The 12095-nt window shown below is 73.3% G+C and carries 13 protein-coding genes and 1 pseudogene; 9 read left to right on the top strand and 5 right to left on the bottom strand.

Going from position 1 to position 12095, the window contains the following annotated elements; all coding sequences use genetic code 11:
• Nucleotides 1–61: 61 nt before the first annotated feature.
• The 3 genes from VGE38_RS11830 to VGE38_RS11820 form a co-directional block, all read right to left on the bottom strand.
• Nucleotides 62–1252 (bottom strand): CpaE/TadZ family protein, encoded by a 1191-nt coding sequence (locus tag VGE38_RS11830; RefSeq protein WP_331142747.1) that lies wholly within the window; start codon nt 1250–1252, stop codon nt 62–64.
• Between the two features lie 6 nt (nt 1253–1258).
• Complete coding sequence (gene cpaB, locus VGE38_RS11825; RefSeq protein ID WP_331142746.1) at nt 1259–1993, bottom strand: Flp pilus assembly protein CpaB; 735 nt, start codon at nt 1991–1993, stop codon at nt 1259–1261.
• Between the two features lie 171 nt (nt 1994–2164).
• Nucleotides 2165–3964 (bottom strand): AMP-dependent synthetase/ligase, encoded by a 1800-nt coding sequence (locus tag VGE38_RS11820; protein WP_331142745.1) that lies wholly within the window; start codon nt 3962–3964, stop codon nt 2165–2167.
• Nucleotides 3965–4193: 229 nt separating this feature from the next.
• Between VGE38_RS11820 and VGE38_RS11815 the strand changes: the two genes are divergently transcribed.
• Genes VGE38_RS11815 through VGE38_RS11795 form a run of 5 tightly spaced genes read left to right on the top strand, consistent with a single transcriptional unit; the run spans nt 4194 to nt 8175 of the window.
• Entirely contained in the window at nt 4194–4631 is a 438-nt protein-coding gene (locus tag VGE38_RS11815) for an SRPBCC family protein (RefSeq protein WP_331142744.1), read from the top strand.
• Nucleotides 4632–4636: 5 nt separating this feature from the next.
• Entirely contained in the window at nt 4637–5860 is a 1224-nt protein-coding gene (locus tag VGE38_RS11810) for an ArsA family ATPase (RefSeq protein WP_331142743.1), read from the top strand.
• Nucleotides 5857–6252 (top strand): DUF5304 family protein, encoded by a 396-nt coding sequence (locus tag VGE38_RS11805; protein ID WP_331142742.1) that lies wholly within the window; start codon nt 5857–5859, stop codon nt 6250–6252. The genes VGE38_RS11810 and VGE38_RS11805 overlap by 4 nt, the downstream gene beginning before the upstream one ends.
• On the top strand, nt 6249–7190 hold the full coding sequence (locus VGE38_RS11800) for an ROK family glucokinase (protein ID WP_331142741.1): 942 nt from the start codon (nt 6249–6251) through the stop codon (nt 7188–7190). Before VGE38_RS11805 ends, VGE38_RS11800 begins: the two co-directional genes overlap by 4 nt.
• A 13-nt stretch (nt 7191–7203) precedes the next feature.
• The gene (locus VGE38_RS11795; protein ID WP_331142740.1) at nt 7204–8175 is read left to right on the top strand and encodes an ROK family protein; all 972 of its coding nucleotides are present in this window, start codon (nt 7204–7206) and stop codon (nt 8173–8175) included.
• Here VGE38_RS11795 and VGE38_RS11790 read toward each other — a convergent pair.
• A complete protein-coding gene (locus tag VGE38_RS11790) occupies nt 8172–8639 on the bottom strand; it encodes a hypothetical protein (RefSeq protein ID WP_331142739.1) in 468 nt (155 codons plus the stop codon). The two genes, VGE38_RS11795 and VGE38_RS11790, sit on opposite strands and share 4 nt — an antisense overlap.
• A 29-nt stretch (nt 8640–8668) precedes the next feature.
• Complete coding sequence (locus VGE38_RS11785) at nt 8669–9448, bottom strand: alpha/beta hydrolase (RefSeq protein ID WP_331142738.1); 780 nt, start codon at nt 9446–9448, stop codon at nt 8669–8671.
• Nucleotides 9449–9500: 52 nt separating this feature from the next.
• Between VGE38_RS11785 and VGE38_RS11780 the strand changes: the two genes are divergently transcribed.
• The 4 genes and pseudogenes from VGE38_RS11780 to VGE38_RS11765 form a co-directional block, all read left to right on the top strand.
• Nucleotides 9501–10223, top strand: a complete 723-nt coding sequence (locus tag VGE38_RS11780) for a lysophospholipid acyltransferase family protein (protein ID WP_331142737.1) — start codon at nt 9501–9503, stop codon at nt 10221–10223.
• A gap of 11 nt (nt 10224–10234) precedes the next feature.
• On the top strand, nt 10235–10741 hold the full coding sequence (locus VGE38_RS11775) for a flavin reductase family protein (RefSeq protein ID WP_331142736.1): 507 nt from the start codon (nt 10235–10237) through the stop codon (nt 10739–10741).
• Between the two features lie 19 nt (nt 10742–10760).
• Nucleotides 10761–11594 (top strand): arylamine N-acetyltransferase family protein, encoded by an 834-nt coding sequence (locus tag VGE38_RS11770; protein ID WP_331142735.1) that lies wholly within the window; start codon nt 10761–10763, stop codon nt 11592–11594.
• Nucleotides 11591–12095 (top strand): annotated as a pseudogene (locus VGE38_RS11765) (hypothetical protein); the annotation flags it as partial. The gene VGE38_RS11770 and the pseudogene VGE38_RS11765, both read left to right, overlap by 4 nt.

The following is a 12095-nucleotide window of genomic DNA, read 5'->3' as shown; positions in this document are numbered from 1 at the left end:
GTGGCGTCGTCCTCGGCGGCGGCGCGGGCCGCGGCGAGACGGTCGGCGAGGCTCATGCGGGTCACCTCCGGATCCGGAACCGGCGCGCCGGCGTCGCGGGCGCAGGGTCGACCGGGGGAGCCCCGGCGGGGTCGACGGGCTCGCCGGCCAGTCGCACGGCGAGGCCGCGGATGGCGGCGCTGGACGGGTGGTCGGGCTTGCCGCTGACGATCGGTGTGCCGGCGTTGGTGGACGCGGCGATGTCGATCGACGTCGCGACCTGGGCCGCGACCGAGAGGCGCAGGATCGCCTCGACCTTGTCGGGGCCGAGGCCGACCGCGTCGTCGGCGCGGTTGAGCAGGAGGTGGCGGTGGCCCCGGGCGATGCCGAGCATCTCGAGGGTCTCGAGCGCCAGGCGGACGTTCTTGAGCGTGGGTACGTCGAGGGTGGCGACCACCACGCACTCGTCGGTCTCGTCGAGGGCGGCGAGCGTGGTCTCGTCGAAGGCGGGCGCGGTGTCGACCACGATGAAGTCGAACGTCTCTCGCAGCGTCGCGAGCATCCGGGTCACCAGCGCCGGGGTCACCCGCTCGCGGACGTCGGGCTGGCTGGGAGCCGCGAGCACCATCACCGCGTCCTGGTGGCGGGTCAGGAGCGCGCCGAGCAGGTCGGCGTCGAGGGTCTCCTCGGACCCGATCGCGTGCTCCACGGTGTGGGAGGGGAACAGCTGCAGGGTGATCGCGACGTCGCCGAACGCCAGGTCGAGGTCGACCAGGCACACCTGGCGCGCGCCACGGTCGGCCAGCGCGAGGGCCAGGTTGACCGCCATCGTGGTCTTGCCGACCCCGCCCTTGGGGGAGAAGACGGTGATGACCCGTCCCTGGTGGGTCGCGCCCGCCGGGCCCCGGAGGGCGACGTAGAGCTGGTGGGCGCGACCGACGGCGGCCGCGACCGCGCCGAGGTCGTCGTGGGGCACCACGTCGCGCGCGCCGGCCTTGATCGCGCGGGTGAGCAGCACCGCGTCGATGGGGGCCTGCTGCTGGTCGCGGACCAGCACCACGCTCACGGTCGGGCGGGTGACGCGCAGGTCCTCGCACGCGGCGAGCGCGTCCTCGAGGTCGAAGCCGGGGCCGAGGACGACGACGTACTCCTCGGTGTGCTCGGCGACCCACGCCTGCAGGCGCTCGCTGGAGTCGATGCCGTGGGCGCCGGCGGGGAGCGCGGTCAGCAGCGCTGCGACGGCGGCGGGATCGGGATCGACGACGACGGGCACGTCAGCTCACCGGAAGAGGTTCTGCGCGGTCACGCCCTTGTCGGACGCGACCTCGCTGTCGCCGTCGAGCAGCGCGAAGGCCAGCTCACCGTTGGACGAGGCGAAGAGCACCTTCTGCGCCTCCTTCTGGTCGACCGCGACGGTGAGCAGCGTGCGGGGTAGCTGCTCCACGGTCTGGGCGCCGGAGTCGTCGGTCGTGGTGGTCGCCACCGGGGCGGTCGATCCGACGCCCAGCACGGTGACCCGGGGCAGGAGCAGCCGCGTGAACGGCTGCCCGGTCTCCTGGTCGGTGCCGTTGAGGAAGACCGCGACCTGGGAGCCGGGGTTGAGGAAGCCCGAGACCCGCGCGGCGTCGGTGAGGTTCACCGAGACCGCCATCTGGCCCTTCGGGATCGGCAGGGGAGCGGCGGCGTCGGCGGAGGAGCCGAACTTGGCCGCGATCAGCTGCTCACCGGGCTGGATCGGGACCAGGGCGACCTGGCCGGCCATCTCGTCGACCGACGTCCGTGCTCCGTCGAGGCGGTCGGCCGCCGCGACCGACCCCGTGCCGATCTTGCCCGCTGCCTGGGCGGCCTCGATGGTCTCGCCGGCGGTGATCGGCTGGGTCGCCACCAGGACGTCGACCGTGTCGAAGCGGTCCTCGGCGCGCTGGTCGGCCCCGCGGGCGTAGACCACGACGAGCGCGGTTCCCAGCGCGGCCACCAGTGCGGCGGCGACGATCAGCAGCCGACGTCGATCCATCGTGGTGCCCTCCCCGGTCAGGCCGCGCCGGGGGTGGATCCGGCGGCGGACACGCTGAAACCTCGGGCGATCGCACCCTCACCCCGAGGTGCGGTCTCCGTGGGCACTCTAGAAGGGAACGCGCCGCCGCAAGGGCCTTTAGCCACTTTTCCTGTCGGGAATTTGGTCCCTTCAGGAGACGTAGAGCGCCGCCACGTCCTCCTTGAACTCGCGCATCACGACGTTGCGCCGGATCTTGAGGCTGGGCGTCAGCTGGCCGCCCTCCTCGGTCCACTCCTGGTCGAGGACGACGAACTTGCGGATCGCCTCCGCCTGCGACACCGCCTTGTTGGCGTTGTCGACGGCCCCCTGGACGGCGGCCAGGAGGACGGGGTGGGTGAGCGCGGCCGCGACGTCACCGGGCAAGCCGTTCGCGTCGGCCCACCCGGCGTAGGCCGCACGGTCGATCGTGACCAGGGCGGCGATGAAGGGCTGACCGTCGCCCACGACGAGGCAGTGGTCCACGAGGTCGTGAGCGCGGACGCGCTCCTCGAGCAGGGTGGGGGAGACGTTCTTGCCACCGGTGGTGACCAGGATCTCCTTCCTCCGGCCCGTGACCCGGACGAAGCCCTCGTCGTCGACCTCGCCGACGTCACCGGTGTGGAACCAGCCGTCGGCGTCGAGCGCCTCGGCGCTCGCCTCGGGGTTGTTCCAGTACCCGCTGAAGACCTGGCCGCCCTTGAAGAGCAGCTCACCGTCGTCGGCCACCCGGACGCTGGTGCCCGGGATCGGGCGGCCGACGGTGCCCACCTTGAGGGCGTCGGGCAGGTTCACCGTCACGGCGGCGGTCGTCTCGGTCAGGCCGTAGCCCTCCAGGACGGTGAGGCCGATGCCGCGGTAGAAGTGGCCGAGCCGCTCTCCGAGCGGGGCGCCGCCGGAGACGGCGTACGCGCAGTTGCCGCCCAGCGCCGCGAGCAGCTTGCTGTAGACCAGCTTGGCGAACAGGGCGTGCACCGCCTTGAGCGGCAGCGGGACCCGGCCCCGGTCCAGGGCGCGGGAGTAGGCGATGGCCACCTCGGTCGCCTTGTCGAAGATCCGGCCCTTGCCGTCGGCCGTCGCCTTCTGCGACGCGGTGTTGAAGACCTTCTCGAAGACGCGCGGCACGGCCAGGATGAAGGTCGGCCGGAACGCCTGCAGGTCGTCGAGCAGGTTCTTGATATCGGGGGAGTGGCCCAGCCGGGTGCGGGACTTCACGCAGCCGATCTGGATGATCCGGGCGAACACGTGGGCCAGGGGCAGGAACAGCAGGGTGCTGCGGCCCTCGCTCTGGAAGAGCCGGTCCAGCTCGTGCACCGCGACGCCGAGCTCGGTCATGAAGTTGCCGTGCGTGATGATGCAGCCCTTCGGGCGACCCGTCGTGCCCGAGGTGTAGATCAGGGTGGCCGCGTCGTCGGGCGAGGCCGCCGTACGCCGCTTCTCGATCTCGGCGTCGGCGATGTCGGCGCCGAGGCTGGTCAGCACCTCGACGCCGTTGTCCTCGAAGGACCAGACGTGGTTGAGGTCGCCCAGCTCGCCGCGCGCCTCGTTGACCCGGCTCACGTGGTCGCGCCCTTCGGCCATGACGGCCTTCGCGCCCGAGTCCTTCAGGATCCAGCCGACCTGCTCCGCCGAGGAGGTCTCGTAGATCGGCACCGTGACGGCCCCGGCGAACCAGATGGCGTAGTCGAGCAGCGTCCACTCGTAGCGGGTCTTGGAGAACAGTGCCACGCGGTCGCCGGGCTCGACGCCGGAGGCCACCAGGCCCTTGGCCACCGCGGTGACCTCGGCGAGGAACTCGGCCGCGGTGACGTCCTCCCACCCGCCGTCCGCGGCGGGTGCCGGGCGGCTGAAGAGCACCGCGTCGGCCGCCTCCCGGGCGTTGGCGACGACGTCGTCGGTGAGGTTGCCCGTCACGGGAAGGTCGATCGTCAACGGCGTGGAGAACTCGCGCACAGGGGCCTCCTCGAGGCAGGGTGACAGGCCGGGCAGCGAGACGCGCCCGGGCAGCCGGTGGTTACCGGCAGGTTACCGTCGCCAGCGGCCGGGCAGGCAGTGGGTAGGCATCCGGTACGCTCCACCAACGCTGCCAGCGACCCTCCCCGAACTCAGCACAGCAGGTCGCGCAGCAGCTCTCGGAGCATCCTTCGCCCCAGCCCTTCGAGCAGTCCGGAAAGCGTTTCCCATGGCCGAGCAGACCACCTCCTCGATCCTCGTCGAGGCCCCGCCGACGGCCGTCATGGCCGTCATCGCCGACTTCGCGGCCTACCCGAGCTGGGCCAAGGGCGTCACCAGGGCGGAGGTCCTCGGCACCGGGGCGGACGGACTCCCCGAGCGGGTCACGTTCTCGCTCGACGTGCCGCCGATCAAGGACGAGTACACCCTCGCCTACACCTGGGACGGCGACCGCGCCGTGCGGTGGACCCTGGTCGAGGCTCGGATGTTGCGCGCCCTGGACGGCGCCTACCTGCTGCGGGATCTGGGCGGGCGGACCGAGGTCACCTACGAGCTCACCCTCGACCTCACCATCCCGCTGATCGGGATGCTCAAGCGCAAGGGCGAGAAGATCCTCATCGACACGGCGCTGCGGGGTCTGAAGACGCGCGTCGAGAAGCTCGCCTGACTGACGTGCGGATCCTGCTGTTCACCGGCAAGGGCGGCGTCGGCAAGTCCACTGTGGCCGCTGCCACCGCGTCGCTCGCGGCCTCGCGCGGCCTGCGGACGCTCGTGCTGTCCACGGACGCGGCGCACTCGCTCGCCGACGCGTTCGGCGCCGACGTCGGGCCCGAGCCGACCGAGGTCGCCCCGCTGCTCTACGTGGAGCAGGTCGACGCGCAGCTCCGCTTCGAGCAGTCCTGGGGCGACATCCAGCACTACCTGCTCTCGGTCCTCGACGTGGTCGGCGTGGACGCCATGGCCGCCGAGGAGCTCACGGTCATCCCGGGAGCCGAGGAGGTGCTGGCCCTGCTCGAGCTGCGGCGACGTGCTCGCGAGGACGAGTGGGACCTCATCGTCGTCGACTGCGCTCCCACCGCCGAGACGCTGCGCCTGCTGGCCCTGCCCGAGGCGCTCGGGTGGTACATGACGCGGGTGCTGCCGCTGCAGCGGCGGGTCGTGAAGGCCCTCAAGCCGGTGCTCACCCGCGCCTCCGGCGTACCCATGCCGGGCGACAGCGTGTTCGACGCGGTGGTCCGGCTCCACGACGAGCTCGATGACGTCCGCGCCCTGCTCTCCGGCCCGGACGCCAGCGTGCGGCTGGTGCTGACCCCTGAGACGGTGGTGGTGGCCGAGGCGCGGCGCAGCTTCACGACGCTCTCGCTGTTCGGCTACCGCGTCGACGGGGTGGTCGCGAACCGCGTGTTCCCGGCCGAGGGGGCCGACGACTGGCGTGCCGGGTGGGTGCTCGCCCAGGACGGCGTCCTGGCCGAGGTGGAGCAGTCCTTCGCCGGGCTGCCGGTGTGGCGCTCGGTCTACCGGCCACGTGAGCCGGTCGGCGTTCCCGCCCTGTCCACGCTCGCCGAGGAGGTGTACGGCGCGCTGGCCGACGTCGACCCGCTCGCGGCGCCCACCGGGGAGGGGCCCTTCCGCGTCGTGCGCACCGCCGAGGGCGCCGTCGCCCACCTCGCGCTGCCGGGCGCGCGCAAGGAGGAGGTGCAGCTCGCACGCAACGGCGACGAGCTCGTCATCACCCTCGGCGGTGGGCTCGGGTCGGCGGGGTCGTATCGTCGCCTCCTCACGCTGCCGCAGAGCCTCACCCGGCTCAGCGTCGCGGGGGCGAGGGTGGAGCACGGCGAGCTCCAGGTCCGGTTCGTGGACCGGTCGGCGAGCCGACCGGCGGAGGGAGACGCGTGACTCACGACCAGCACGGGCACGACCCGGTCGGCTCGGCCGCCGAGGAGGCCGTGAAGCTGTTCGGCGCACTCTCCGACTGGGCGCGCGACCACACGCCTCGGGTGGACGAGCACCTCGCCACCGGCGCGCAGGAGTGCACCTACTGTCCGCTCTGCCGCGCGGTCCACATCGTGCGCGAGGCCAGCCCCGAGGTGCGGCTCCACCTCGCCGAGGCCGCCACCGCACTGATGCAGGCGGGGGCCGCCGTCGTGGCGGCCGCGTCCTCGAGCGGTTGGGCGTCCTCCACGCGCCGCTCGGACTCGGTGCAGCACATCGACCTGGACGATGATCGACCCTGGGACCAGCACGGGCCGTGGCCCGGCGGGCCCGAGACCGGGGAGGACACGGAATGACGCTCGCCTGTGGCGTGGACGTCGGCGGCACCAAGATCCTGGGCGGCGTCGTGGACGAGGACGGCACCGTCGTGGAGGAGCTCCGCGTGGTGTCGCCGGCGACCGACGTCGAGGCGATCGAGCGCGCCATCGCCGACGTCGTCACCGAGCTCGGCACCCGTCACGAGATCGGCTGCGTCGGCGTGGGTGCGGCCGGCTACATCGACAAGGCGCGCAGCACGGTGATGTTCGCGCCGAACATCGCCTGGCGAGACGTGAACCTCAAGGCCGACCTGGAGGCCGAGGTGGGGCTCCCGGTCGTGATCGAGAACGACGCCAACGCCGCGGCCTGGGGCGAGTTCCGGTTCGGCGCCGGCGCGGCGGTCGACGACCTGCTGCTCATCACCGTCGGCACGGGCGTGGGCGGCGGGCTGGTCCTCGACGGCGAGCTCTACCGCGGTGCCTTCGGCGTCGGGGCCGAGATCGGCCACATGCGCGTCGTGCCCGACGGCATCGTGTGCGGCTGCGGCAACCACGGCTGCTACGAGATGTACGCCAGTGGCACGGCGCTGGTCCGCGAGGTCCGCGGCGCGGCCGGCGCCGGCCGTCCCGAGGCCGCTGGTGTGCTCGAACGCGCGGGCGGCGACCCCGCGGCGATCACCGGACCGCTGGTGACGGCCGCCGCGCAGGCCGGCGACCCGTTCGCCGTGCAGAGTCTGGCCGAGCTCGGCCGCTGGCTGGGCGAGGGCATCGCCTCCCTGACCGCCGTGCTCGATCCTGCGATGGTCGTGATCGGCGGTGGGGTGTCGGAGGCCGGCGACCTGCTGCTCGGCCCGACCCGCGCGGCCTTCGCGGACCAGCTCACCGGGCGGGGCCACCGGCCCCAGCTCGAGATCAGCAGGGCCACCCTCGGCAACCGCGCGGGGCTGATCGGCGCCGCCGACCTGGCCCGGCGCTGACCGCCGTACCGACATGGCCCTCCACATCGGCGTCGACATCGGCGGCACCAAGGTGCTGGCCGCCGAGGTGGCGCCCGACGGCAGCGTGCTGCGCACGGCCCGGCGTACGACGCCCGGGCGCCGCGTCGACGTGGCGCTGGTCGAGGACGCGCTGACGGAGGCGGTGCTCGAGGTGGCCGACGGCCGCCCGGTCGACGGGGTGGGTCTGGCGGCCGCCGGGTTCGTCGACGCCGACGGCGAGCGCGTCATGTTCGCGCCGCACCTGCCCTGGCGCGGCGACCCGACCCGGTCGCGCCTGGAGGCCCGCTGGGGCACGGCCGTCGTGCTCGACAACGACGCCAACTGTGCGGCGCGTGCCGAGCTCGCGCTCGGCGTGGCTCGGGGCCAGCGGGACGTGCTCATGGTGACCCTGGGCACCGGGATCGGCGGTGCCGTCGTCCTCGGCGGGACCGTGGTGCGTGGCCGCAACGGGATGGCGGGGGAGTTCGGCCACATGCAGGTCGTCCCGGGCGGCGAGCCGTGCGAGTGCGGCGGTTCGGGTTGCTGGGAGCAGTACTCCAGCGGCAACGCGCTGGTCCGGCACGCCCGGACCAGGATGGTCGCGTTGCGACTCGACACGACGACCGCGCTCGAGGAGCTGTGCGGCGGTGACCCGGCCCGGCTCACGGGGCCGATGGTGACCGAGGCCGCGGCCGGCGGCGACCCGCTGGCGCTGGAGGCATTCGAGGTCGTCGGCGGCTGGCTCGGGGTGGGGCTGGCCAACCTGGTCGCGGCCTTCGACCCGCAGCTCGTGGTCGTCGGAGGCGGCGTCTCGGCCGCGGGTGAGCTGCTGCTCGAGCCCGCGCGGCGGGCGCTGGAGGAGTCACTGGTCGGCGCGGCGCACCGCGTCGTGCCTGCGGTGGTCCAGGGGCGGTTCGGCCCGGAGGCCGGCGTGGTCGGCGGTGCCGACCTGGTGCGCGACCGGCTGCGGGCGAGCTCCCGCTAGAGCCGGGCGCCGTCGTCCCAGGGGTCCTCGCGCTCCTTGGGCATGGTGGCGACGAGATAGCCGAAGCCGCCGAGGAAGACCAGAGCCAGGAGGAGGCCGGCCCACGAGGGCAACGTCGCGGACGAGGTCTGCACGAAGAAGGCCGCGACCATGGCGGCGGCCGGCGCCCCCAGCACCGCGGCCCAGGCGATGCGGCGGTCCAGCGGAAGCCGGACCGGGTCCGGCAGTGCCGGGATGAAGCCCTCCTCCGCCCAGTCCTCCACCGGCTCGGGCTCGAAGGCCTCGTCGACGTCGTCGCCGAACACAACGGAGTGCTCAGGGGACTGCCCCTGGGACGGCTCGGAAAGGTCCTCGTCGGGCGGCAGGTCGACCCGCTCGCCGAAGTTCGCCACGATCTCGCGCCAGGCGGCGTCCTCCGACTGAGGGTCGGAGGGGTCGTGCGGCTCTGGCCGGGTCTCGGGCACGCACCGAGCCTAACCCCTCCGGCCCAGCCTCAGGGCTGTGTGACCCGGGCGATGAAGGCCGCCGACTCCTCGACGATGCGCTGTGCGTCGTTGTCCACGGTGGCGACGTGATAGCTGTTCTCCAGCCGCACCACGTTCACGTCCTGCGACGAGACCCCCTGGAGGATGATCGGCTCGGAGACCTCGTCGACGACGTGGTCGACCGTCGAGCGGAGGTAGAGCAGCGGCGCGGTGACCTTCGGCAGGTCCGGGACCAGCAGCTTCAGCGCACCGAACAGCGAGTGGATGGCCTTGAGCGGCGTGTGACGGTAGGCGTCCTCCACGACGCCGTCCTTCTTGATGTCACTCCCGATGCCCTTCAGTGCCGGGATCAGGTGCTTGAGCACCGGCAGCAGCTTGACGTCGAGCCGCTTCGTCCCGGCGATCGGGTTGACCACCACGACGCCGCTGACCCGGTCGGGGTGGTCGGCCGCCAGCCGGAGCACCAGCGCGCCGCCCATCGAGAGTCCGGCGACGACCACCGCGTCGTTCTCCTCGGCCAGCCTGGCGAAGACGCGCTCCAGCTCGCCGTACCAGTCCGTCCAGGTGTGGGCGTTGAGGTCGCGCCAGTGCGTCCCGTGCCCGGGCAGCCGCGGCACCTCGACGGCGTACCCGAGGTCGGCCAGCGCCTGGCCCCAGTCGCGCATGGAGCCGGGGGACCCGGTGAACCCATGGGACAGCAGCACGCCGATCCGGCGCCCGCCGGTCAGCTCGGGACGGGCGGGGACGCTGAGCGTCGCGGCGGAGGACAGCACCGGGTAGCGGGTCATGCCGGGCATTGTGCACCTACCGCGGCCCCGGGGGAGCGGTAGGCTCACGCCCGTGCTGAACAGGCTCTTCTACGGGTTCCTCAAGTGGGTCGCCATCGGACCGCTGCTCAAGGTGGTGTTCCGGCCCAAGGTGATCGGCGCCGAGAACGTCCCGGAGGAGGGTCCGGCCATCCTGGCGAGCAACCACCTCTCGTACGCCGACTGGCTGTTCATGCCGCTCGGCCTGCCCCGCATGGTGCGCTTCGTCGCGAAGGCGGAGTACTTCACCGGTGCGGGCGTGAAGGGCTGGCTGCAGAAGACCTTCTTCTCCGGCACGGGCAACGTGCCGATCGACCGCTCCGGTGCGTCGGCGGCCGAAGGCGCCATCAGCTCGGCACGCAAGGTGCTCGACTCCGGCGAGCTGTTCGGCATCTACCCCGAGGGGACACGCTCCCACGACGGCCGCCTCTACCGGGGCAAGACCGGTGTCGCGCGGCTCGCGCTGCTCACCGGCGTCCCGGTCATCCCCGTCGCGGTGCTCAAGACCGACGAGGTCGCGCCGCCGGGGAAGAAGTTCGGCCGGGTCACCCGACCGGTGGTGAAGTTCGGCACCCCGCTGGACTTCTCCCGCTACGAGGGCATGGAGAACGACCGCTACATCCTGCGGTCGATCACCGACGAGATCATGTACGAGATCATGAAGCTCTCCGGCCAGGAGTACGTCGACATGTACGCCACCCGCGCCAAGGAGCTCGCCAAGCAGCAGGCCTCGGCGGAGGACCCGCCGGCGGCCTGAGTGACGCAGCAGTGACCATTCACTCGGGACACCCCTTCCCGACCCCCGACGACCCGGTGCGCCGGCTCCGCGGCCGGCTCGGCGGCGCGGTCTCGCTGTGGACCGCGGGCTCGACCGACGACGGGGCCGGGCTGACGGTCTCCTCGCTGATGGTCGCCGGCGGGGAGCCGGCCCGGCTGCTCGGCCTGGTCGACCCCGACAGCGACCTGGCGCTCACGCTGTCCGACACCGGCCGGGCCGTCGTACAGCTGCTGCGGTGGCCGCACCGCGACCTCGCCGAGGCGTTCGCCGGCACCGCGCCCGCTCCGGGCGGTGCCTTCCGGATGGCGGAGTTCGCCGCCACCGGCTGGGGGCCACGGCTGGCGGACACCACGACGTGGGCCGGCGTGGCGGTCGAGTCCACCGTCGCCGTCGGGTGGTCCCTGCTGGTCACCGCGGTCGTCGAGGAGCTGGTGGTCGGCGAGGACGACGACCCGCTGGTCCACCGGCGCGGCCGGTACGTGCGGAGCCCCGGATGAGCCCCGCGACGAGTCCGCGATGAGCGTCGACGGCTACCTGCGACGGCTGGGGCTGGGCCGGCGTCCAGCGCCGACCCTGGCGACGCTCGTCGACCTGCACCACCGTCACCTCGACACGCTCGCCTACGACAACCTGGCGATCGTGCTCGGGCGACCCGACCCGACCGACGCCGCCGCCACGTTGGCGCGCATCGCCGACGGTGGCAACGCCGGCTACTGCTTCCACCACAACGGCGCGGTGGAGGCGGTGCTGCGCGAGCTCGGCTTCGACGTCAGCCGGCGGCCGGGCGCCCAGCTGGAGACGCTCGGCCCCTCCGGCACGCTCGACCACCTCGTCCTGGTCGTCGCGGGGCTGCCCACCGCGGCGAACCCCGGCGGCCGCTGGTGGCCCGACCTCGGGTACGGCGACGGGTTCCGCGACCCGCTGCCCCTGGTGGCGGCCGTCCACCGCCAAGGGCCGTTCCGCTATCGCGTGGCCGGCCTGACCGACCGCGGCTGGACCTTCCACCACGACCCCGACGGCAGCTTCCTCGGCACCCACGTCGGTGCGGTCGCGCCCACCGACCCGGAGGTCGAGGCCGCCCACCGGCGGCTGGCGACGCCGCCCGACGGCGCCTTCAGCCGGCGGCTCGTGGTGCAGCGGCGCGACAGCACCGGCGCCTGGACCCTGCGCGGCGTCCGGCTGGTGCGGACGGGAGCCGGTGCGACGCGCCGCGACCTGCGCGGGTACGACGACTGGCGCCGCGCCCTGGTCGACCTCGGCCTGGCGCTGGGTGACGTGCGGGAGGACGAGCTGCGCGCGCTGCACCAGCGCGCGCTGGTCGACCACGACGACTGGCTGGTGGCGCGGTGAGCGAGCTGCTGGCGCTGGCCGACCGGCTCTACGCGCTGCCCCTGGACGCGTTCACGCCCGCCCGCGACGCCCACGTCAAGGAGCACAAGGGCCAGCCGCTGGCCGCGGAGCTGAAGCGGCTGCGCAAGCCGTCACTGGCGGCCTGGGTGGTGAACCTGCTGGTCCGTGTCGAGACCGAGCAGGTCGAGCAGATCCTCGAGGTCGGCGCGGCCCTGCGCCAGGCGCAGGCGGCGATGTCCGCGCAGGAGCTGCGCGAGCTGACGCGGCAGCGCCGGCAGCTGACCGAGGCGGTCACGACCCGGGCCCGGGCCATCGCCCGGGAGCGTGGCGTGAAGGTCACCGAGGCGGTGGCCACCCAGGTTCAGGACACGTTGACGGCGGCCATGCTCGACGAGGGCGCCGCCCGGGCGGTGCGCAGCGGGCTGCTGGTCGCGCCGCTGGCCGCGACCGGCGTGGACGCGGTCGACGTGGCGCCCGCCGTCGCCGCTCCCGAGGCGCTCG

This window comes from Nocardioides sp., assembly GCF_036405735.1.
Taxonomy (GTDB): Bacteria; Actinomycetota; Actinomycetes; order Propionibacteriales; family Nocardioidaceae; genus Nocardioides.
This window is presented reverse-complemented; position numbering and strand designations above follow the sequence as displayed.